Genomic DNA, 20,082 nt, shown 5'->3' with positions numbered 1-20,082 from the left:
CCCGGCGAACCGGCACACCCAAACGCCGCGCCAGGCGGCACTGCCGCATTGCCCTCACCTGCCCCATCCTCGAAGATGATTCACGACCCGAACGACGCAGTCCCGTCCGACTGCCCGCAGCCCGACGACGCATCGGGAGAAGCGCACGACACCGCCGCCGAAGGCGAGGTTCTGCACCGCCGCCGCATCCGCAGCTTCGTGACGCGCGCCGGCCGCGTTTCGACGGGGCAGCGCCGCGCGCTCGACGAATTCGGCCCGCGCTATGTCGTCCCGTACACGCCGCACGAGCCCGACTGGGACACCGTGTTCGGCCGCCGCGCGCCGCGCGTGCTGGAGATCGGCTTCGGCATGGGCGCAAGCACGGCAGAAATCGCCGCCATGCGGCCCGGCGACGACTTTCTCGGCGTCGAGGTCCACGAGCCCGGCATTGGCGCGTTGCTCAAGCTGATCGGCGAGCAGAACCTCACGAACATCCGCATCATCCAGCATGATGCGGTCGAGGTGCTCGAGCAGATGATCGCGCCCGCGAGCCTCGACGGCGTGCACATCTTTTTCCCCGATCCCTGGCACAAGGCACGCCATCACAAGCGCCGCCTGATCCAGCCGAAATTCGTCGAACTGCTCGTTTCGCGCATGAAGCCGGGCGGCTATCTGCACTGCGCGACGGATTGGCAAAACTACGCCGAACAGATGCTGGAAGTGCTGGGTGCGGAGCCCGCGCTGGAAAACACGGCCGCCGATTACGCGCCGCGTCCGGATTATCGTCCGGTGACCAAATTCGAGCGGCGCGGTCTGCGGCTCGGCCACGGCGTGTGGGACCTCGTGTTTCGCCGCCGCGAGCAGTGAGTTTTCGCTGAGCTTTTAGATGGTTGCACGAACAACAAGGGGCGCCCGAAGCGCCCCTTGTTGTTTTCACTCGTCCCACCCGAGCCCGCCGCCGTAACCGAACAGCAGGATCACAAGACCGAACGCAATGCGATACCAGGCGAACGCCGTGAAATCGTGCGAGGCGACGAAGCGCAACAGCCAGCGCACGCACACGAACGCGCTCACGAATGCGGCAATAAAGCCCACGCCGAAAAGGCTCAGCCAGTCCACCGAAAGCGCCTGCCAGTTCTTGTGCAGTTCATAGACGGTCGCGCCGAAGATCACCGGAATCGCGAGGAAGAACGAAAACTCGGTCGCCACGCGCCGCTCGAAGCCGAACAGCATCGCGCCGATAATCGTCGAGCCCGAGCGCGACATGCCCGGAATCAGCGCGAAGCACTGCGCACAACCCACCTTGAACGCGTCGAGCGGCCGGATGTCGTCGATCGAGCGCACGCGCGCCGGCGTCTGTGCGGCCGGTGCGCCCTGGCGCCGCCGGCGCCCTTCCACCCAGAGGATCACGAGGCCGCCGGCCACGAGCGCGAATGCCACGGGCACCGGTGCGAACAGCACCGACTTGATGGCCTTCTCGAACAGGAGGCCGAGCACGACCGCCGGCACGGTAGCCACGATCACGTTCAACGCAAAACGCCGCGCGTCGGGCCGCGTGGGCAGCCCGGCGATCACGCTGCCGATCTTGCCGCGAAACTCCCAGCACACGGCGAGGATTGCGCCGAACTGGATCACGACATCGAAGGTCTTCTCGTAGTTGCCGTCGAAATTGAGCGCGCTACCTACGACGATCAGATGGCCGGTGCTCGAAACCGGCAGGAACTCGGTCAACCCTTCGACGATGCCCAGAATCAGCGCCTTGCAGAACAGTAGCCAGTCCATCCCATCTCCTCGCGGGGGTTCGCGCCGCGCGGCGAGTCCGCGGGCGGCTGCACGCGGCGGCGTCCCGTCGGCTCACTTCTCGACGATCTGCACGCGTATGCCGTTTGTAAGGATGGTGATTGTACCGGGTTCGTAGTTGACCCCGGCAAACTGCAATTGCTCGGGCTTGAACGTGTAGACGGGATAGTTGTCGAGCATCTGCGCCGCGGCGAGCGCGGCGACTGCACCCACCTGCTGCCCGTAGACGGCGGCCGCCCCCTGCATGTCCACGCTGTCCACCGAAGGCGACTTCAGTACGACTGCGTGCGCCGCGCTGTCGTAGGCAAGCTCGCTCGACAGCGTGAACACGCCGTCCACCGGCTGCTGGAGCAGCGGGCTCTGAAGCTCCGCATCGAGGCGCACGGCCACGCGGTTGCGATCGGGCTGCAGCACGACGACGGGATTCGTCAGCGAAACCTGGAAGAGCTGCTGCACCGAGCGGTGGTACGGGAATTTGCGCTGGACGGCCGCCTGCACCTGGTCCTGCGAGAACGTGTAGTGATCGGGGATGAACGGGAAGATCCCCGTCGCACACGCGCCCAGCGAGATGGCCGTGCTCGCCGCGGCACACGCCACGAAGAGAAAAGCCCGCCGGGAAACGCGCGTTGCGGTATGAATCATGCGAAATCTCCTTGAATGGCCCACGCGAGGGCAGCCGTTCGAAACGTGGGTGCAGCGCCCGCCGCGCACGCCTGCAGGCTTGCCGTGCGTAGTTTAACGGCAAGTTTGCTGTCGTTTGCTGTCGTTCGCTGACGAACGCCCAATGCGCTTCAGCCCTTTTGAGCGCACGGCAAGCAGAGCGCCGGCCGCGGCGCCCCGTGGCCCCGAATCCTGCCTGGGGCCAATGAGCGCTCGATAACACTGCACGACGATTCCCGGCCTTTTCGCCCAGGAAAACGCGTATGCTGCATTCGGTCCGGTATAGCGTTGGCTTTGCAACAAGGTCAAATCGAATGATGAGCCCTACCAGTCCGCTTCCCGTCATTGCAGCGTTGCTCCTGGCGCTGGCTACGGTTAAAGCCCTCACATTGCGATTTGGCGCTCCGAAAGCCATGGGGCGCTTCACGACTATTGACGGACTCAGAGGCTATCTTGCATTTTTTGTCTTTATGCACCACTCGTGCATATGGTTCTTTTATTTAAGAACATCTGTGTGGCAACCGCCTCCGTCGAATCTCTTCACCGGCCTGGGGCAAAGCAGTGTGGGCCTGTTTTTCATGATTACCGGGTTTTTGTTCTCTACAAAAATAATAGATGGAAGGGAAAAAGGCATCGACTGGATGAAGCTCTACGTCTCCAGATTTTTTCGACTTGTTCCGTTGTACTTGTTCGCGATGGCATTGCTTTTCATGGCAGTCGCCGCCGTTTCGCATTTCGCCATGGCGGAATCCCCGCAGACCCTGGCAATCGACGCATTTCGATGGATAGGGTTCACTTTTTTCGGGACACCAGGGCTCAATGGCGTGCAGGACACGAAGATCATTCTGGCTGGAGTCACATGGTCGCTTCCCTACGAACTGGCTTTCTATCTCTGTCTTCCATTACTCTCCGTCGCAATCGGCAGCATACCGACATTCCCGCTCTTGATAACGGGATTGATCGGCGTATTGGGTTTCATGAAAATTCATGCATTGCCAATCAATCTGGAGACGTTCGTTTGCGGCACCATAGCCGCAATACTGGTGCGTTACCCCTGGTTCCGCCGGCTCGCCGGGAATAGAATTTCATCTATTGTTGCCATTGTCGCAATTCTCACGGCACTCTTTGCCTTCCCGACATCCTATTCTCACAAAGTCCTCGCCCTGCTCTCCTTGAGTTTCGCCCTGATTGCCGGAGGCGCGACGCTGTTCAATTCGCTAACCAGCCCACTGTCTCGCGTTCTTGGAGAGATGTCGTACAGTCTTTATCTATTGCATGGGTTCATTCTGTTTACGCTTTTCAATTTCATAGAAAAATCGGGATACTCAGCATCGCTTTCCCCCTTAGGACACTGGATTTCAGTTTTATTGGCAACACCTGTACTTATCCTGGTCTGCTTTACGACTTTTCATCTTATTGAAAAACCCGCCATGCAGCGCGCGGAAGGCGCTACCCGGTGGATTCGGCAAACGATATCGATGCGGCGCGGTGCGCTGGAGGAATCTGCTTGATATCGGCTTGACGCCAGCGTGACGCGAGCGGCCGCGCGTCCGCAATGCGCTCGCTACCCGCCGCCGCTAGGGCGAAGTCAGCGTTTCGAGCTTCAAAAGCCAGAGGATTGCGTCGCCGCGATTCTCGCCGCACATCTCTGCCGAAGGGGCCAGACTGCCGCACACAGCGGGCCGTCGCGCATCCCCGAACAGTTTGCAGCGTTCGTCGTCGCCCAACTGCACGCACCGCACCCCTGCCGGCTTGCCCTCGGGCATGCCCGGAATCGGACTCGTAATGGACGGCGCGATACAGCACGCGCCGCAGCCGGGGCGGCACGCGTGCACGGGCACGTCGAAGGGGGAACCGGCACTCACCATCTACTTCCTGAATCAGTCGACACATTGGCGCCGCGAAGCGACGGACCAGACGCATTGTGCCATCCCCGGCTGCGACCTTTTTACGCAAACGCCGGACACGACACGCTCTTAAACTGGACCCAACCAGCGCGAGAAATTCCGTCGCCCCAACAACGAGAGTCCCGCATGAGCGATGCCGATCTCCTCTTCCGCCCCGACCTGATCGCGAAGTACGGCGCGAACGGCCCCCGGTACACGTCCTACCCCACCGCGCTGCAGTTCAGCGAGCAGTTCGATCCCGCCGACTACCGCCGCGCCGCCGCCGACCCCGGCGCCGGAGACACCGATCTTTCGCTCTACTTCCACATTCCGTTTTGCGACACGGTCTGCTTCTATTGCGGCTGCAACAAGATTGCGACAAAAAACCGCGCCCGTGCCAAGCCGTATCTCAAGCAGCTGATTCGCGAGCTGGATCTCCAGGCTGCGCTCTTCGACACGAAGCGTCCCGTCTCGCAGCTCCACTGGGGCGGCGGCACGCCCACCTTCCTCTCGCTTGAGGAAATGAGCGCGCTCATGGCTGCCACGCGCGAGTACTTCACGCTGCGCCCCGACACCGAAGGCGAATACTCGATCGAAATCGACCCGCGCGAAGCGTCGGCGTCCACGATCACGCATCTGCGCAACCTCGGCTTCAATCGCCTGAGCCTTGGCGTGCAGGACTTCGATCCGCTCGTACAGCATGCGGTCAACCGCGTTCAACCGCTCGAAATGACGGTCGAGTGCATGAATGCGGCACGCGCGAACGGCTTCGAGTCGATCAGCGTCGATTTGATCTACGGGCTGCCGCATCAAAGCGTGGCGAGCTTTCGCCGCACGCTGGATACGATCCTGCTGCTCGCGCCCGAGCGCCTTTCGGTGTTCGGCTACGCGCACATGCCGCATCTCTTCAAGATGCAGCGGCACATCGACCCCGCGGCGCTGCCCTCGCCCGCCACGCGGCTCGCGCTGCTGCAACTCGTAGTCGAACAACTGACCGATGCGGGGTATGTGTATATCGGCATGGATCACTTCGCGCTGCCCACCGACGAACTCGCGATCGCGCAAAAGCAGCGCACGCTGCATCGCAATTTCCAGGGCTACAGCACGCGCGCGGAATGCGACCTGATCGGCTTCGGCGCGTCGTCCATCGGCAAGGTTGGGGACGTCTATGCGCAAAACGCGAAGGATCTGCCAGTCTACGGCGCCGCCATCGATGCGGGACGGCTCGCCACCGCGCGCGGCATCCGCCTCAGCGCCGACGACCGGCTGCGCCGCGACGTCATTACCGAGCTGATGTGCAATCTCGAACTGCGCTTCGACGAATTCGAAGCCGCCTACGGCGTGCATTTCCCAAGCGCGTTCGCGGACGAACTGGTGCGGCTGCGGGCATTCGAGGACGATGGGCTCGTGGCGCGCAGCACCAACCGGCTCGAGGTGCTGCCAGCCGGGCGGATGTTCGTGCGCAATATCGCCATGGTGTTCGACCGCTATCTCGGCACGCAACGCCTCGAGCGGTTCTCGCGGACGGTTTGAGGCCGGGCGCGCCGCCGGCCGGCCGCAGTTGCCCGATGACGGGAATTGCGCCATAATCTATGGCTACCCGATGTGTGTAGGTCTATGCGCCATAAATGGCGACAGATTCGAAGTCGGGTTCTGCCTCGGTGGTGAAATTGGTAGACGCGCCGGACTCAAAATCCGGTTCCGAAAGGAGTGCCGGTTCGATTCCGGCCCGAGGCACCACGTACAAGTCCGCTTAAAACGGGCAAAGACCTGAAACCCGCGACAGCACAAGGCTTCGCGGGTTTTTTGTTTCCTGCGAAGTCCGATAAAAAGCATTGCTCGGTCAGCGCGTACGTCATTACATCGACACATCTGCTTGAGCCTGACTTGACGCCCGAGCGCGTCTAATCAGCCGGATCTTCCGGGCTCGATACGGCTATGCGCCCAGCGAGGCATTCGATCGGGCGCAGCAAGATCGCCGATAACTACACGGCCATATCGAGGCGGCGAAAAACATCAGGAGCACCAGATCCAAAACCAGGCCCCGCATCCGCGGGGCCTGTTCGTTTCCGATCAACCCAGCGCTTGCCCCCTACCGCAGATTAGTCTGCGCCAGTTCGATCACCTCGTCGCCGCGCCCGCTCAGCACCGCGCGCAACATGTAGAGGCTGAACCCCTTGGCCTGCGCCCACTGCAGCTTCGGCGGCATGGCCAGTTCGTGCTTCGTCGTCACCACGTCGACGAGCGCCGGCCCCGGGTGCGCAAACGCCTCGCGCAAGGCATCGTCGAGCACCTCCGAAGTCTCCACCCGCACGCTGAAAATACCGGCTCCCTTCGCAATGTCCGCGAAGTTGGTCGCGATGAGGTCGGTGCCCGATTCGACATAACCGCCCGCTTTCATCTCCATCGCGACGAAGCCCAGCGTGCTGTTGTTCAGGACAACGATCTTGATGGGCAGATCGAGCTGCCGTGTCGTGAGAATATCGCCGAGCAGCATCGAAAGGCCGCCATCGCCCGAAAGCGAAATCACCTGCCGCCCAACATGCGCGGCCTGTGCGCCGAGCGCCTGCGGCATCGCGTTCGCCATCGAGCCATGATTGAACGAGCCATGCAGCCGGCGCTTACCGTTCATCGTGAGGTAGCGCGCCGCCCATAGCGTGGGCGTGCCGACATCCACGGCGAAGATCGCATCCTCGGCCGCAAGCGCATCGACACGCGCCGTCACGTACTGCGGATGCAGCGGCTTGCCTGCCGGGGCTGGGCGCGCGAGGTCGTCGAGGCCCTTGCGTGCGTCCTTGTAGTGCTCTTTCGCACGCTCGAGGAAGCGGCGGTCGGTCTTGCGCGTGAGCTTGGGCGTGAGCGCGCGCAGCGTCTCGCGCACGTCGCCCACGAGCCCGAGTGCGAGCGGCGCCCGCTTGCCGAGCGCCGCCGGATTGCGGTCGATCTGCACGATGTTGCCGTGCTGCGGATAGAAGTTGCGATACGGAAAGTCGGTGCCGAGCATCACGAGCGTGTCGCACGACATCATGGCGTGATAGCCCGAACTGAAGCCGATCAGCCCGGTCATGCCCACGTCGTTGGGGTTCTCCCATTCCACGTACTGCTTGCCGCGCAGCGCGTGCACGGTCGGCGCGCCGAGCGCGTCCGCGAAGGCCACGACCTCGTCGTGCGCGCCCTTGCAGCCGCTGCCGCACAGCAGCGTAACGGCCTCGGAGCGATTGAGCAGATCGGCGAGCCGGTCAATATCGGCCGACGATGGCAGCGTCACCGGCCGCGACGACTGGGACCACGCCGGCTCCTCCGCGGTCGCCTCGAGCAGCGCCACGTCGCCCGGCAGGACGATGACCGCCACGCCCTTTTCGTCGATTGCGGTGCGCAGCGCCGTTGCGAGCACGCGCGGAAACTGCGAAGCATTCGTCACCAGTTCGACGTAGTGGCTGCACTCCTTGAAGAGTTGTTGCGGGTGCGTTTCCTGAAAGTAGCCGAGGCCGATTTCCGTGGAGGGAATATGCGCCGCAATCGCCAGCACCGGTACCTGGTTGCGCTGGCAGTCGTAAAGACCGTTGATCAGATGCAGGTTGCCCGGCCCGCAGCTTCCCGCGCACACGGCAAGCCGGCCCGTGGCCGCGGCTTCCGCGCCGGCGGCGAAGGCGGCGACCTCCTCATGCCGCGTGTGCATCCAGCGGATCGTGCCGAGACGCTGGAGACTCGCCGTCAAGCCGTTCAGGCTGTCGCCTGTGACGCCCCAGATACGCTCGACGCCTACCGCTTCGAGCGTCTTCGCGAGAAAATCCGCGATCGTGTTCGCCATGCTGTCCTCCTTGTGAGCTCGTGCGTGACGCAGGAGCGTCACCCCGGAAAAAGGATGGATCTCGTGCGGTGCGCGCCGTACGCCCATCGCTGCGATCCGCGATGCATCGCGCTACGTTACGCCATCTGTACGAAACGCGCCGCGCAGCCAGCCACGCGCCTCGCCCCGCTCTACTGCTGCGCGCCGGTTAGAATGCAGCGGTTTGACGCCGTCCGCCGGTCTTCATGAATCTCGAAAGCATTCTCTTCAGCCAGGGTTTCGGCTCGCGCCGCCAGTGCCGCGCGCTCGTTGCCGACGCGCGCGTAGCCGTTGACGGCGCCGTCTGCACCGATCCGCTCGCACCGTTCGAGCCCGTGGGGCTCACCTTCAGCGTGGATGGCGAGGCGTGGCCGTACCACGAGCGCGCCTACCTCGCACTAAACAAGCCCGCCGGCTACGAATGCTCGCGCGATCCGCAGCATCACCTGAGCGTTTTTCATCTGCTGCCCGCGCAGTTTGCGGCCCGCGGCGTGCAGTGCGTCGGCCGGCTCGATCAGGATACGACCGGCCTGCTGCTGCTTTCCGACGATGGCCAGTTCGTGCACGCTTTCACCTCGCCCAAACGCAAGGTGCCCAAGCTCTACGTGGCGACGACCCGCCACCCGCTCGACGACGCGCAGCTAACGGCGCTGCGCACCGGCGTGCTGCTGCACGGCGAGCGCGAACCGGTCGCAGCCGTCGATGCCCGCGCGCGCAGCGAGCACGAGCTCGAGCTGTCCGTGCTGGAAGGCAAGTACCACCAGGTCAAGCGCATGATCGCGGCGGCCGGCAATCGCTGCGAAGGCCTGCACCGCGAACGCATCGGCGGTTTGACGCTGCCCGCCGATCTGGCACCGGGCGCGTGGCGCTGGCTCGGCGCAGCCGAACTCGAAGCACTGCGCCAGGGTTGACGCGGCTCGGCCCGCCGCCGCGAATGCACGCCGCGCGGCTATGTGCGCTAACGCACCTTCGTCCCCAAAACGCCCCGTAACCCGCCGCGCCGCAACATGTCCTTCCTGACGTTTCGCCCTATACTCGTTTAAACAACGATTACAAGCGATGCATTGAAGGGGGCGAATATGTTCATCAACGGAACATTCGAAATCTCATCGGTGTTGATGGCGTTCGTGGGGCTGGGTGTGCTCTTGATCGGCGGCCTGCTTGCGTGGATGCGCGTGCGTCACCGTTATCACCCGAACCTGATCGGCGTGCTGATCGGCGCGCTGTTCTGCTTCCTTCTGCTCGAGGCGCTGCCGGCCATCACGTGAACGGCACGCTTGCGCCATGCCGCCACGCCCTCTCTCACGGGCGCGGCGGCATCGTGCGCAGAAAGGCGCGCAAAAAGTCGTCTACGCTCGGGTAGCGCAGTGTCACGCCCAGTTCCCGCTTCAAGCGCCGGTTCGAAAGCCGGCGCGATTCGCGCATGAACGACAGCAGCGTGGGGTCGAGGCTGCGCTCGGCCTCGTCGCGGCTCACGCGCGGCGCCCGGGCCACGCCGAAAGCGTCTGCCACGCGGTCGAAATATTCCCCCATTTTCAGCGCACTGTCGTCCGAGGCGTGGATCACGCGCGCCGGGCGCCCGCGCGTCGCGAGGCGCACCATGATGGCCGCCAGATCGTCGGCATGGATGTGGCTCGTGTACACGTCGTCGCGCTCGATCAGCGCCGGCGTGCCTTTCGCCAGACGCGCGAGCGGCAGGCGGTTGGCAGCGTAGATGCCGGGAATGCGCGCAATCGATGCCGAGAGCGCGCCACGTGCGGTGGCACGGCGCAGTGTCCGCTCGGCGCTCACGCGGCGCTTGGCCCGCGCGTTGGCGGGCCGCACGGGCCGGGTCTCGTCGATCAGCGCGCCTTCGCAGTCTCCATAGACACCCGTCGTGCTGGCGTAGACCAGCTTCACGCCGGCGTGGGTAGCGTGGGTATGGGCGGTCCCGGCAGTGCGCTCGGGTACAATGGAGGGTGCTCTGCGCCGGCCCGGCAGATGCGGCGCCCGTGCCGCAGGTACTTGCTGCAAAAGGTTTTTTCGGGTGCGCCGGGTGCTCCGCAAGCCAGGGCTCGCAGGCCTCGCCGCCGAACGGCGGCGCGCGCCCAGCGCAGCCACCAGACGGCGGGTGCGCATGTCTTCGTCGCCGTCCTTTTCCGGCGGCGCGAGATGGAGCACGGTGCTGGCGAGCCCCGCAAGACGCGCAAGGCTCGCGCGCGCGTCGAGGTCGCCCACCAGCGGTATCGTGCCGGCCTCGCGCAGCGCCGCCGCGCGGGCCGGCTGGCTTGTCAGCGCGAACACGCGCGCACGGGAGCGCAACAGCGCGACGCAGCGCAGGCCGACGTCGCCGCAACCGACGATCAGGATGCGCGCACGGCGCAAGGTTCGTGTGGTAATCATGGTGGACCCATTTTAAGCTGTCGCCCGGGGATCGACCTCGGCCCAGGCGGATTACAGGACTTACGCTTCACTCGAATATGGCTTTCAACGTAACGCTCAAGCAAAGCGGCCGGCAATTCCAGGTCGAGCAGGACGAACCCATCCTCAACGCAGCCCTGCACCAGGGCGTCGGCCTGCCGTACGGCTGCAAGAACGGCGCATGCGGTTCGTGCAAAGGCACGGTCTGCAGCGGGGAAGTCGAGCAGCGCGCCCATGCGGCCTCGGCACTCTCGAACGACGAGCGCACGCGCGGCATGGCCCTGCTGTGCTGCGCGACGGCCCAGACGGACCTCGAAATCGACATTCGCGAAGTCGCGGGCGTGGGCGACATGCAGGTGCGCAAGCTGCCCACGCGCATTGCCGCCATCGAGCGCCGCGCCGACGACGTGATCGTCCTGAAGCTGCAACTGCCCGCGAACGAGCGCCTGCAGTACCTCGCCGGCCAGTACCTCGAATTCGTCCTGAAGGACGGCACGCGCCGCTGCTACTCGATGGCGACGGCCCCGCACGAAGAAGGCCCGCTCGAACTGCACATCCGCCACATGCCGGGCGGCAAGTTCACCGACCACGTTTTCACGCAGATGAAGGAGCGCGACATCCTGCGCTTCGAGGCGCCGCTCGGCACCTTCTTCCTGCGCGAGGATTCCGACAAGCCCATCGTGCTGCTCGCTTCGGGCACCGGCTTCGCGCCGATCAAGGCCATCGTCGAACACGCGGCCCACCAGAACCTGAACCGGCCGATGACGCTCTACTGGGGCGCGCGCCAGAAGAAGGACCTGTACCTGATGGATCTGGCCGAACAGTGGGCGAAGGACATCCCGAACTTCCGCTTCGTGCCGGTGCTCTCCGAACCCGCGGCGGACGATCACTGGACCGGCCGCACGGGCTTCGTGCACCGCGCCGTGATCGAGGACCTGCCCGACCTGTCCGGCTACCAGGTGTACGCGTGCGGCGCCCCGGTGATGGTGGAGTCGGCCCAGCGCGACTTCTCGCAGCACCACGGCCTGCCCGAAGACGAGTTCTACGCGGACTCCTTCACGAGCGCCGCGGACCTCGCGAACGCGGTCTGAAACGGGCTTTCAGGTGCGCCGGTCCCTTGGCGCACCTGATGTGCGCGGCGGCCGTCACGAAAATTTCTGCGCGTCGCGCAACATTGATGGTTTACACCGCGGTTCGGCTTGTCGTATTCTTGCGGCCATGAACCGCATCCTGTCCACTCTCCGACGTCGCCGCTCGCCCCCGTTTTAGGGCCAGGCCTCGTCGCGGACGCGCGTTACACCCACGCGCAGCAGTTCGAATCACGAAAGCCACGGCCCGCCGTGGCTTTTTGTTTTTCCGGCCGCCATCGTTGCGGCTTCCCTGCCAATCTGTTTGTCATCCTGAGCGCGGAGCCCGTTGCCATGAATTTTTCCGAGTACCCGATCGAGTCGCTGATGTACATCACCAACCGGCCCGAAATCGTTTTCACGCATGGCAAGGGGTCGTGGCTCTACGACAACGAAGGCAAGCGTTATCTGGACTTCATCCAGGGCTGGGCCGTCAACAGCCTCGGCCACTGCAACGAAGGCATGATCGAGGCGCTCGAAAAGCAGTCGCGCCTGCTCATCAACCCGTCGCCCGCCTTCTACAACGAGCCGATGGCGAAGCTCGCCGGCCTCCTCACGGCGCATAGCTGCTTCGACAAGGTGTTCTTCGCCAACAGCGGCGCGGAAGCCAACGAAGGCGCGATCAAGCTCGCGCGCAAGTGGGGCAGGCAGCATCGCGACGGCGCCTACGAAATCATCACCTTCGACCACAGCTTCCACGGCCGCACCATCGCAACGATGTCCGCCAGCGGCAAGGCCGGCTGGGACACGATCTACGCGCCGCAGGTGCCGGGCTTCCCGAAGGCGGACCTTAACGACATCGCTTCGGTCGAAAAGCTCATCAGCAAGAAGACCGTTGCCGTGATGCTCGAGCCGATCCAGGGCGAAGGCGGCGTGATCCCCGCCACGCGCGAGTTCATGCAGCAACTGCGTGCGCTCACGCAGCAGCACGGCATTCTCTTGATCGCCGATGAAGTGCAGAGCGGCTGCGGCCGCGCGGGCACCCTCTTCGCCTACGAGCTCTCGGGCATCGAGCCGGACATCATGACGCTCGGCAAGGGCATCGGCGGCGGCGTGCCGCTCGCGGCGCTCCTCGCGAAGCAGCACGTCTGCGTGTTCGAAGCCGGCGACCAGGGCGGCACCTACAACGGCAATCCGCTGATGACCGCCGTGGGCTATTCGGTGATCTCGCAACTGGTGGCGCCGGGCTTCCTCGAAGGCGTGCGCGCCCGTGGCGACTACCTGCGCGAGCAGTTGCTCGAACTCTCGGCCGAACGCGGCTTCGAAGGCGAGCGCGGCGAAGGCCTCTTGCGCGCGCTCCTGCTCGGCAAGGACATCGGCCCGCAGATCGTCGAGAAGGCGCGGCTCATGCAGCCGGACGGCCTGCTGCTCAACGCCGCGCGCCCGAACCTGCTGCGCTTCATGCCCGCGCTGAACGTGACGAACGAAGAGATCGACCAGATGATGTCGATGCTGCGCGCGATCCTCGATTCGCTGTAATCGCCGCAACCCAACGGAGCCGCACACGATGTCCGTCCCGATCCGCCCTTTCGCACCGGCCGACACCGACGCCGTGATCGCGCTGTGGCAGCAGGCGTTTCCCGAATACCGGGACACGACTCGCCCGCATCGCAATCCGCATCTGTCGATCGCGAACAAACTCGGTACGCAGCCCGAACTGTTTTTCGTCGCCACGCGCGGCGAGGACGGCGCGGTTGTCGGCACCGTCATGACGGGCTACGACGGGCATCGCGGCTGGCTCTATTCGCTCGCCGTCGATCCGGCCGCACGCCGGCTCGGCATCGGCACGCAGCTCGTGCGGCATGCGGAACGCGCGCTCGCGGCGCGCGGCTGCCCGAAGCTCAATCTGCAGGTGCTGAGCAGCAAGCCCGAGGTGCTCGCGTTCTACGAGTCGCTCGGCTATCGCGCGGACGCCGTGGTAAGCCTCGGCAAACGGCTGGAAATGTCGGTGCCGGTCGCGGAAGCCGCCGTGGACTAAGCGAATCGGCGCCAGGCTCGTGCGAGCGCCGCGAAACATGAAAAAAGCCGCATGGGCCTTGAACCCATGCGGCTTTTTCCTGTGCTGCGGAAATAGCGGAAAGACAGCTTACTCGCCGAGATACGCAGCCCGCACCTTCGGATCGTCGAGCATCTGCTTAGCGTCGCCTTCCATCGTGACGAGACCCGAGTCCATCACGTAGCCGCGGTTCGCAGCCTGCAGCGCGAGGCGCGCGTTCTGCTCCACGAGCAGCACCGTGATGCCCTCCGACGAGATCGTGCGCACCACCTCGAAGATCTTCTCCACCATGATCGGCGAAAGACCCATCGAAGGCTCGTCCAGCAGAAGAAGCTTCGGCTTGCTGATGATCGCGCGCGCCATCGCCAGCATCTGCTGCTCGCCGCCCGAAAGCGTGCCCGCGAGCTGCGTCGCGCGCTCCTTCAGGCGCGGGAAGAAGCCGAACATCCGTTCGACGTCCTTCGCAATGCCGTCCTTGTCGGTGCGCAGGTACGCGCCCATCTGCATGTTTTCGATGATCGACATGCGCGCGAAAATACCGCGGCCTTCCGGCACCATCGCGAGGCCGCGCTTGAGCAGTTCGTACGCCGGCACACCCTTGATCGACTGGCCGTTGTACTCGATGTCGCCGGCCGAATAAGGCTTCAGGCCCGTGATGGCCTTCATCGTCGTGGTCTTGCCTGCGCCGTTCGCGCCGATCAGCGTGACGAGCTCGCCCTCTTTCACTTCGAGATCGACACCCTTCACGGCCTGAATGCCGCCGTAATTGACCTGCAGGCCCTTGATCTTGAGAATTGCGTTTGCCATCAATGCACCCCTGCGCCCAGATATGCCTCGATCACCTTCGGGTCCTTCTGCACGTCGTGCGGCAGACCTTCAGCGATCACCTTGCCATAGTCGAGCACTGTCATGCGGTTGCACAGGCCCATCACCAGTTTCACGTCGTGCTCGATCAGCAGGATGGTCTTGCCATCGGCGCGGATCTTGTCGAGCAGGCGCGTGAGTTCGACCTTCTCGGTCGCGTTCATGCCGGCGGCCGGCTCGTCGAGCGCGAGCAGCTTCGGATCGGTCGCGAGCGCACGCGCGATCTCCAGACGGCGCTGGTGGCCGTACGAGAGATTGCGCGACGTGTAGTCCGCGTATTGCGCGATGCCCACGTATTCGAGCAGTTCGATCGCGCGCTCCTTGATCTCGCGCTCTTCCTTGCGCTCCGAGGGCGTCTGGAACACGGCGCCGATCAGGCCGTGCTTCGTGCGCACGTGGCGGCCCACCATCACGTTTTCGAGCGCGGTCATGCCGCCGAACAGGCGGATGTTCTGGAAGGTCCGCGCGATGCCCGCCTTCGCGACCTGATAGACGGCGGTCGGCGTGTAGGCTACGCCGTCGAGCTTGAATTCGCCCGAATCCGGCGTGTAAAGCCCCGTGATCACGTTGAAGAAAGTGGTCTTGCCGGCGCCGTTCGGGCCGATCAGGCCGTAGATCGTGCCTTCCTCGATCTGCAGACCCACGTCGGACAGTGCCTGCAGGCCGCCAAAGCGTTTGTTCACGCCCTTAACGGACAGGCGGATAGGTTTGTTGCTCATATTCGTCTTCTCCTGCGGTCCGTTAGCGTTACGCGCGCACCGGCTTCTTGCTGCTGCGCTTCGCAATCTTCGCGATCTTGTCTTCGTGCTTCGGCGCGGGCCACAGGCCTTCCGAGCGATACAGCATGATGACGACCATGGCGAGGCCGTACAGCAGCTGGCGAATGACTTCGGTATCGACGATCTGGTGGCCGAACAGGGCGTTCTGCAGCGGGCCCATGGTCGAGCGCAGGAACTCGGGGAACACCGACAGCAGCACGGCGCCCAGAATCACGCCCGGAATGTGGCCCATGCCGCCCAGCACCACGCAGGCGAGCACCACGACCGATTCCCAGAAGGTGAACGATTCCGGCGAAACGAAGCCCTGGAACGAGCCGAACATCGCGCCCGAGAGGCCGCCGAACGAGGCGCCCATCGCAAACGCGAGCAGCTTCACGTTGCGCGTGTTGATGCCCATGGCCTTCGCGGCAATTTCGTCTTCGCGGATCGCGGCCCATGCACGGCCGATACGCGAGTGCTGCAGGCGCGTACACACCCAGATCACGAGCAGCGCGCAGATCACGAACACGTAGTAGTAGCAGTACACCGAGGTGAACGTGAAACCGAGCACCGTGTGCGGCTGCGCGAGATTGAAGCCGGCCACTTCGAGCGGCGCGACGCCGGTAATGCCCTGCGGCCCGTTGGTGATGTTCACCGGACGGTCGAGGTTGTTCATGAAGATCCGGACGATTTCCCCGAAGCCGAGGGTCACGATCGCCAGATAGTCGCCGCGCAGACGCAGCGTCGGCGCGCCCAGCAGAATGCCCGCGATCGCCGCGAACGCCATCGCCACCGGAACCACGATCCAGTACGGCGTATGCAGGCCTCCCGGGAACAGGTTCGCGATCCACTCGAACTGCGTCGTGAGGTGGGGCGAAGTCAGGAGCGCCGCCGTGTAGGCGCCCACCGCGTAGAACGCGATGTAGCCGAGGTCCAGCAGGCCGGCGAAGCCCACCACGACGTTCAGGCCCAGCGCGAGCATCACGTAGAGCATCGCGAAGTCGAGCACGCGCACCCAGTAATTGCCGCCCACGGCGCCGACCACGAAGGGGAGCGACGCGACCACGAGGGCGGTGACGACGCCCACCGCGAGGGTCCTGGTCGTGTTCTTCTCCGGGATGAGCGTGGTGGACGGCTCGATCGGTTGAATTGAAGTCATTTTGCTCTACTCCCTCTTATGCGCGATCTGCCACACGTTCGCCGAGCAGCCCCGACGGACGGAACACGAGCACGACGATCAGCACGACGAACGCGAACACGTCCTGATAGTTACTGCCGAACACACCACCGGTCAGGTTGCCGATGTAGCCCGCGCCCAGTTGCTCGATGAGGCCGAGCACCACGCCGCCGACCATCGCGCCGCCCAGGTTGCCGATACCGCCCAGCACCGCCGCGGTGAACGCCTTCATGCCGGGGATGAAGCCCATATAGAAGTGCGCGTTGCCGTATTCGGAGGCGATCATCACGCCGGCCAGCGCAGCGAGCGCCGAGCCGATCATGAAGGTGGCCGAAATCACGAAGTTCGGATTCACGCCCATCAGGCTCGCGTTAGACGGGTTTTCGGCGATCGCACGCATGGCGCGGCCGAGCTTGGTCTTGTGCACGAGCAGCAGCAGGCCCGCCATGACGACGAAAGCCACGACGATGATGACGATCTCGGTGAGCGAGATCACGGCGCCGACGCCGGTGGCGCTCGGCTGGATCACGTTGATCGGATCGGTCGAGATCAACTGCGGGAAGGCCAGCGGATTGCGGCCCCAGATGATCATGGCGAGCGTCTGCAGCAGGATCGACACGCCGATGGCGGTGATCAGCGGTGCGAGACGCGGCGCGCGGCGCAGCGGCCGGTAGGCAACCCGCTCGATCGTGTACCCGACGACCGAGCAGACCAGCGCCGCGACGATGAGCGCGATGATCAGCGTGGGGATGTTCCCGAGACCCGGGAAGTGGTTCTGCAGCACCGTGATGGCGGAGAGCGCGACCATCGCACCCACCATCAGCACGTCGCCGTGCGCGAAGTTGATGATGCCCAGAATCCCGTACACCATGGTGTAGCCCAGTGCGATGATGGCGTAGATGCTGCCCAGCACCAGCCCATTCAGGATCTGCTGGATGAAGATATCCATTTAATGCTCCTTAGCCCGTGCGACCGGATTCGCGCTCGTCATCGGCCGGTGGGCGATGTTTTTACGGAACCGCAACGACACTCTCGGGTACTGAAGTAAAAGACCGGTAACGGTTGGCCACAGCCGGTTTGCCTTGCCGCTGTGGTAGCAGCGGCCCGCGCACCGGATGCGGATGCAAAAACGGCACCGTCGGATGGTTCGGTGCCGTCGGGTTCAACTCCCTGTCACGATCGCGGCGACGTTCGCACGAGCGGCACAGTGGCCACCCTTGCAGGCGTCGTACGTCTTGACTCCCTTTTTCGGGCCGTTTCCGGCGCCGGCAGTGAAAACAGCGCTCGCGCCGGTGCGTACACGAGCAAGTTGCATGCCAGTTTTCATGACATAGGTCACGACGGCGGGGACAGCAATCATTCCGGTCCTTTTCGCGGCACGCGTCCCGAAGGAGCACGGCTTGCCGCATTCGTCGTCATGTCCGGAATGCACAGCAGCCCCTGCATGGTGCACAGCCGCAGTCGGCATTGCGCACCTGCCCGCCCGGGCCCTGCCGCCGAACCGCGCAGCGCGCGGCGCAACCGCAGCCGCCGAAGACGCGGCATAAACAAACTTGAATGGCATTAATCAGGTCTCCTGCGCCTTCCGAATTCCTCGCCAGAAGGCTGTCAAGCCTTCAGGACGCGCGCATTGTAACTCCAATTATGCGACGGGCAATATGTTGAGCCGGCAGGGTTTTCCTGCATTGCAACCACTTTTTGAGAGAGGACGTTAAATGCGGTTGCACCAACGGTTGCGCCATTTTTTCGTGCATCAGTTGCACCAAATGTGAAGCAAACGGCATCAACTGTTGCGACAGACGCCCGGAATACCTTGCCGGATGGGCGTTCAGTGTTCAAGTTGGGTGCAAGCAGACGTGCGCCTCGAGCGCATCGTTTTGGTGCAAGAGTTCGGGAGGACCTGCGAATATGCGCCTTAATTGGGGACGGATTTAAAAATCACACGACCAATACGCGCGGCTGAAGCCCGGAATGAGGGCAATGCAACCGGGTTTTTGCGGGTTTTGTTTTTATATGACCCCAATTTAATTAATCCCCTCCGTAAAACCCGTGGGCAAAAAAAAGCGCACCCGAGGCGCGCTTTTTTAGAAGCAAGCGGGACCAGCGTCAGGCTGGGATGCCCAGGCCCCGCGGCAGCGGAAACGCGATGTTCTCCTCGATCCCGTCGAGTGCGCGCACGTTGCGCACGCCCAGCTCGTTCAACCGGGCGATGATCTGCTGCGCCAGCGCTTCCGGCGCCGAGGCGCCCGCCGTCAGGCCGATGCGACGCTTGCCCACGAGCCACGCCGGATCGATCTGGTCGGGCGCATCCACCATATAGGCCGCCACGCCGCGCTTCTCGGCCACTTCGCGCAGGCGGTTCGAGTTCGAACTGTTGGGACTGCCCACCACGATCACGAGATCGCACTGCGGCGCCATGAACTTCACCGCGTCCTGGCGATTCTGCGTCGCGTAGCAGATGTCCTGCTTCTTCGGCTCGCGAATCGCGGGGAAGCGCGTCTTGAGCGCAGCGATGATCTCGGCGGCGTCATCCACGGAAAGCGTGGTCTGCGTCACGAAGGCCACGCGCGCGGGGTCGTGCAGGCGCAACGCTTCCACGTCGGCGATATCCTCGACGAGGAACATGCCCTCACCCGCCTGCCCCATCGTGCCCTCGACCTCCGGGTGCCCCTTATGGCCGATCATCACGATGTCGAGCCCCTCGTCGCGCATCTTGGCCACTTCGGCATGAACCTTGGTGACGAGCGGGCACGTGGCGTCGTAGACGCGCAGGCCGCGCGCCGCGGCGTCCGCGCGCACCGCCTTCGACACGCCGTGGGCGCTGAAGATCACCGTATTGCCTGTCGGCACTTCGGCGAGCTGCTCGATGAAGATGGCGCCCTTTTTACGCAGGTCTTCGACGACATAGGCGTTATGGACGATCTCGTGGCGCACATAGATAGGCGCGCCGTGCTGCTGGATCGCACGTTCGACGATTTCGATGGCGCGGTCGACACCCGCGCAGAAGCCGCGCGGCTGCGCGAGCAGGATCTCGGCATCGGCGGTCAAGGACGTGTCCGTGGAGCTCATGGGTTCAGAGGATTCCGATGATTTTCACTTCGAACGCAACCGCCTGGCCTGCGAGCGGATGGTTGAAATCGAACAGCGCGGAGGTCTCGTTCACCTCCTTGAGCACGCCAGCATAGCGGCCGCCGTCGGGTGCGTTGAATTCGATCAGGTCGCCGGGCGTAAAGTCCTCGCCCACCATGCCGTTCTCGCGCAGGGTAGCGAGCGAGACGCGCTGGATCAGGTCGGGGTTGCGCTGGCCGAACGCGACGCCTGGCGCTAGCTGAAAGGTCGAGTGGTGCCCCACCTTCAAGCCCAGCAAAATGTCTTCCAGCGGCGGCGCGAGTTGCGCGGCGCCCAGCAGCAGCGTAGCGGGCCGGTCAACGAACGTATTGACGATTTCGGTGCCATCGGCGAGCGAAAGCCGGTAGTGAAGCGTCACGTGGGAACCGGGTTTCACCTCGGAGATGTCGATGATGCTCATGCGGTACTCATTTTCGTCTGGACGCGCGCTTCCTATGAGGAGAGGCGCGTGCGCGCCGCGAGGCGCCGGCCCGGCCG

At 64.0% G+C, this 20,082-nt stretch carries 19 protein-coding genes and 1 tRNA gene; 9 read left to right on the top strand and 11 right to left on the bottom strand.

All coding sequences use genetic code 11. The features are described 5' to 3' along the window. Window positions 1-75 precede the first annotated feature (75 nt). Window positions 76-846, top strand: coding sequence for a tRNA (guanosine(46)-N7)-methyltransferase TrmB (gene trmB / locus BFE01S_RS13580; protein ID WP_028225982.1), 771 nt, complete (start codon window positions 76-78; stop codon window positions 844-846). Between the two features lie 66 nt (window positions 847-912). Here the strand turns inward: trmB and BFE01S_RS13575 are convergent, their stop codons facing one another. Further along, complete coding sequence (locus BFE01S_RS13575; RefSeq protein WP_028225981.1) at window positions 913-1,761, bottom strand: undecaprenyl-diphosphate phosphatase; 849 nt, start codon at window positions 1,759-1,761, stop codon at window positions 913-915. A gap of 72 nt (window positions 1,762-1,833) precedes the next feature. Beyond that, a complete protein-coding gene (locus tag BFE01S_RS13570) occupies window positions 1,834-2,421 on the bottom strand; it encodes a DUF1439 domain-containing protein (protein WP_028225980.1) in 588 nt (195 codons plus the stop codon). A gap of 332 nt (window positions 2,422-2,753) precedes the next feature. On the opposite strand from BFE01S_RS13570, the gene BFE01S_RS13565 reads away from it, so the two are divergent. Further along, entirely contained in the window at window positions 2,754-3,950 is a 1,197-nt protein-coding gene (locus tag BFE01S_RS13565; protein WP_169742627.1) for an acyltransferase family protein, read from the top strand. 66 nt (window positions 3,951-4,016) lie between these two features. Here the strand turns inward: BFE01S_RS13565 and BFE01S_RS13560 are convergent, their stop codons facing one another. Beyond that, window positions 4,017-4,307 (bottom strand): YkgJ family cysteine cluster protein, encoded by a 291-nt coding sequence (locus tag BFE01S_RS13560; RefSeq protein ID WP_028225978.1) that lies wholly within the window; start codon window positions 4,305-4,307, stop codon window positions 4,017-4,019. 165 nt (window positions 4,308-4,472) lie between these two features. On the opposite strand from BFE01S_RS13560, the gene hemN reads away from it, so the two are divergent. After that, a complete protein-coding gene (gene hemN / locus BFE01S_RS13555; protein WP_028225977.1) occupies window positions 4,473-5,858 on the top strand; it encodes an oxygen-independent coproporphyrinogen III oxidase in 1,386 nt (461 codons plus the stop codon). Window positions 5,859-5,980: 122 nt separating this feature from the next. After that, window positions 5,981-6,065 (top strand) — tRNA-Leu (locus BFE01S_RS13550). Window positions 6,066-6,417: 352 nt separating this feature from the next. On the opposite strand, the gene poxB is transcribed toward BFE01S_RS13550, so the two are convergent. Further along, entirely contained in the window at window positions 6,418-8,136 is a 1,719-nt protein-coding gene (gene poxB, locus BFE01S_RS13545; RefSeq protein WP_028225976.1) for a ubiquinone-dependent pyruvate dehydrogenase, read from the bottom strand. A gap of 224 nt (window positions 8,137-8,360) precedes the next feature. On the opposite strand from poxB, the gene BFE01S_RS13540 reads away from it, so the two are divergent. Together BFE01S_RS13540 and BFE01S_RS13535 are read left to right on the top strand one after the other, a co-directional pair. Then, entirely contained in the window at window positions 8,361-9,065 is a 705-nt protein-coding gene (locus BFE01S_RS13540) for a pseudouridine synthase (RefSeq protein WP_028225975.1), read from the top strand. Between the two features lie 168 nt (window positions 9,066-9,233). Then, window positions 9,234-9,422, top strand: a complete 189-nt coding sequence (locus BFE01S_RS13535; RefSeq protein WP_028225974.1) for a hypothetical protein — start codon at window positions 9,234-9,236, stop codon at window positions 9,420-9,422. Between the two features lie 34 nt (window positions 9,423-9,456). On the opposite strand, the gene BFE01S_RS13530 is transcribed toward BFE01S_RS13535, so the two are convergent. Then, window positions 9,457-10,536 (bottom strand): NAD-dependent epimerase/dehydratase family protein, encoded by a 1,080-nt coding sequence (locus BFE01S_RS13530; protein WP_028225973.1) that lies wholly within the window; start codon window positions 10,534-10,536, stop codon window positions 9,457-9,459. Window positions 10,537-10,613: 77 nt separating this feature from the next. On the opposite strand from BFE01S_RS13530, the gene BFE01S_RS13525 reads away from it, so the two are divergent. The 3 genes from BFE01S_RS13525 (at window position 10,614) to BFE01S_RS13515 (ending at window position 13,659) form a co-directional block, all read left to right on the top strand. After that, window positions 10,614-11,645, top strand: a complete 1,032-nt coding sequence (locus BFE01S_RS13525; RefSeq protein WP_028225972.1) for a CDP-6-deoxy-delta-3,4-glucoseen reductase — start codon at window positions 10,614-10,616, stop codon at window positions 11,643-11,645. A gap of 330 nt (window positions 11,646-11,975) precedes the next feature. Then, the gene (locus BFE01S_RS13520) at window positions 11,976-13,160 is read left to right on the top strand and encodes an acetylornithine transaminase (RefSeq protein WP_028225971.1); all 1,185 of its coding nucleotides are present in this window, start codon (window positions 11,976-11,978) and stop codon (window positions 13,158-13,160) included. Between the two features lie 28 nt (window positions 13,161-13,188). Further along, window positions 13,189-13,659 (top strand): GNAT family acetyltransferase, encoded by a 471-nt coding sequence (locus BFE01S_RS13515; protein WP_028225970.1) that lies wholly within the window; start codon window positions 13,189-13,191, stop codon window positions 13,657-13,659. 108 nt (window positions 13,660-13,767) lie between these two features. Here the strand turns inward: BFE01S_RS13515 and BFE01S_RS13510 are convergent, their stop codons facing one another. From BFE01S_RS13510 to BFE01S_RS13485, 6 genes are all read right to left on the bottom strand, one after another. Continuing rightward, window positions 13,768-14,484 (bottom strand): ABC transporter ATP-binding protein, encoded by a 717-nt coding sequence (locus BFE01S_RS13510; protein WP_028225969.1) that lies wholly within the window; start codon window positions 14,482-14,484, stop codon window positions 13,768-13,770. Beyond that, window positions 14,484-15,260 (bottom strand): ABC transporter ATP-binding protein, encoded by a 777-nt coding sequence (locus BFE01S_RS13505; protein ID WP_028225968.1) that lies wholly within the window; start codon window positions 15,258-15,260, stop codon window positions 14,484-14,486. Before BFE01S_RS13505 ends, BFE01S_RS13510 begins: the two co-directional genes overlap by 1 nt. Window positions 15,261-15,288: 28 nt before the next feature. Beyond that, window positions 15,289-16,458 (bottom strand): branched-chain amino acid ABC transporter permease, encoded by a 1,170-nt coding sequence (locus BFE01S_RS13500; protein WP_028225967.1) that lies wholly within the window; start codon window positions 16,456-16,458, stop codon window positions 15,289-15,291. A 16-nt stretch (window positions 16,459-16,474) separates the two neighbouring features. Then, window positions 16,475-17,425 (bottom strand): branched-chain amino acid ABC transporter permease, encoded by a 951-nt coding sequence (locus tag BFE01S_RS13495; RefSeq protein WP_028225966.1) that lies wholly within the window; start codon window positions 17,423-17,425, stop codon window positions 16,475-16,477. A 1,157-nt stretch (window positions 17,426-18,582) separates the two neighbouring features. Next, window positions 18,583-19,545: a 4-hydroxy-3-methylbut-2-enyl diphosphate reductase gene (gene ispH, locus BFE01S_RS13490; RefSeq protein ID WP_028225965.1), complete on the bottom strand. Its 963-nt coding sequence runs from the start codon at window positions 19,543-19,545 to the stop codon at window positions 18,583-18,585. Window positions 19,546-19,549: 4 nt separating this feature from the next. Then, window positions 19,550-20,005 carry an FKBP-type peptidyl-prolyl cis-trans isomerase gene (locus tag BFE01S_RS13485; RefSeq protein WP_028225964.1) on the bottom strand — a complete coding sequence of 152 codons (456 nt, stop codon included), beginning with the start codon at window positions 20,003-20,005 and terminating at the stop codon, window positions 19,550-19,552. Between the last annotated feature and the right edge of the window lie 77 nt (window positions 20,006-20,082).

Origin of the sequence: Paraburkholderia ferrariae NBRC 106233 (genome assembly GCF_000685035.1) — a bacterium.
In the GTDB taxonomy this organism is placed as follows: Bacteria; Pseudomonadota; Gammaproteobacteria; order Burkholderiales; family Burkholderiaceae; genus Paraburkholderia; species Paraburkholderia ferrariae.
The sequence above is the reverse complement of the archived record's forward strand: the minus strand, read 5'-3'. Positions and strand labels throughout refer to the sequence as shown.

What these genes read in the sequence shown, in the direction of transcription:
- BFE01S_RS13495 (WP_028225966.1), bottom strand. Translation starts at nt 17,425, where the DNA reads ATGGATATCTTCATCCAGCAGATCCTGAATGGGCTGGTGCTGGGCAGC.
- BFE01S_RS13485 (WP_028225964.1), bottom strand. Translation starts at nt 20,005, where the DNA reads ATGAGCATCATCGACATCTCCGAGGTGAAACCCGGTTCCCACGTGACG.
- BFE01S_RS13520 (WP_028225971.1), top strand. Translation starts at nt 11,976, where the DNA reads ATGAATTTTTCCGAGTACCCGATCGAGTCGCTGATGTACATCACCAAC.
- hemN (WP_028225977.1), top strand. Translation starts at nt 4,473, where the DNA reads ATGAGCGATGCCGATCTCCTCTTCCGCCCCGACCTGATCGCGAAGTAC.
- BFE01S_RS13535 (WP_028225974.1), top strand. Translation starts at nt 9,234, where the DNA reads ATGTTCATCAACGGAACATTCGAAATCTCATCGGTGTTGATGGCGTTC.
- BFE01S_RS13525 (WP_028225972.1), top strand. Translation starts at nt 10,614, where the DNA reads ATGGCTTTCAACGTAACGCTCAAGCAAAGCGGCCGGCAATTCCAGGTC.
- BFE01S_RS13500 (WP_028225967.1), bottom strand. Translation starts at nt 16,458, where the DNA reads ATGACTTCAATTCAACCGATCGAGCCGTCCACCACGCTCATCCCGGAG.
- BFE01S_RS13570 (WP_028225980.1), bottom strand. Translation starts at nt 2,421, where the DNA reads ATGATTCATACCGCAACGCGCGTTTCCCGGCGGGCTTTTCTCTTCGTG.
- poxB (WP_028225976.1), bottom strand. Translation starts at nt 8,136, where the DNA reads ATGGCGAACACGATCGCGGATTTTCTCGCGAAGACGCTCGAAGCGGTA.
- BFE01S_RS13510 (WP_028225969.1), bottom strand. Translation starts at nt 14,484, where the DNA reads ATGGCAAACGCAATTCTCAAGATCAAGGGCCTGCAGGTCAATTACGGC.
- BFE01S_RS13540 (WP_028225975.1), top strand. Translation starts at nt 8,361, where the DNA reads ATGAATCTCGAAAGCATTCTCTTCAGCCAGGGTTTCGGCTCGCGCCGC.
- BFE01S_RS13560 (WP_028225978.1), bottom strand. Translation starts at nt 4,307, where the DNA reads ATGGTGAGTGCCGGTTCCCCCTTCGACGTGCCCGTGCACGCGTGCCGC.
- BFE01S_RS13530 (WP_028225973.1), bottom strand. Translation starts at nt 10,536, where the DNA reads ATGATTACCACACGAACCTTGCGCCGTGCGCGCATCCTGATCGTCGGT.
- ispH (WP_028225965.1), bottom strand. Translation starts at nt 19,545, where the DNA reads ATGAGCTCCACGGACACGTCCTTGACCGCCGATGCCGAGATCCTGCTC.
- BFE01S_RS13515 (WP_028225970.1), top strand. Translation starts at nt 13,189, where the DNA reads ATGTCCGTCCCGATCCGCCCTTTCGCACCGGCCGACACCGACGCCGTG.
- trmB (WP_028225982.1), top strand. Translation starts at nt 76, where the DNA reads ATGATTCACGACCCGAACGACGCAGTCCCGTCCGACTGCCCGCAGCCC.
- BFE01S_RS13505 (WP_028225968.1), bottom strand. Translation starts at nt 15,260, where the DNA reads ATGAGCAACAAACCTATCCGCCTGTCCGTTAAGGGCGTGAACAAACGC.
- BFE01S_RS13565 (WP_169742627.1), top strand. Translation starts at nt 2,754, where the DNA reads ATGATGAGCCCTACCAGTCCGCTTCCCGTCATTGCAGCGTTGCTCCTG.
- BFE01S_RS13575 (WP_028225981.1), bottom strand. Translation starts at nt 1,761, where the DNA reads ATGGACTGGCTACTGTTCTGCAAGGCGCTGATTCTGGGCATCGTCGAA.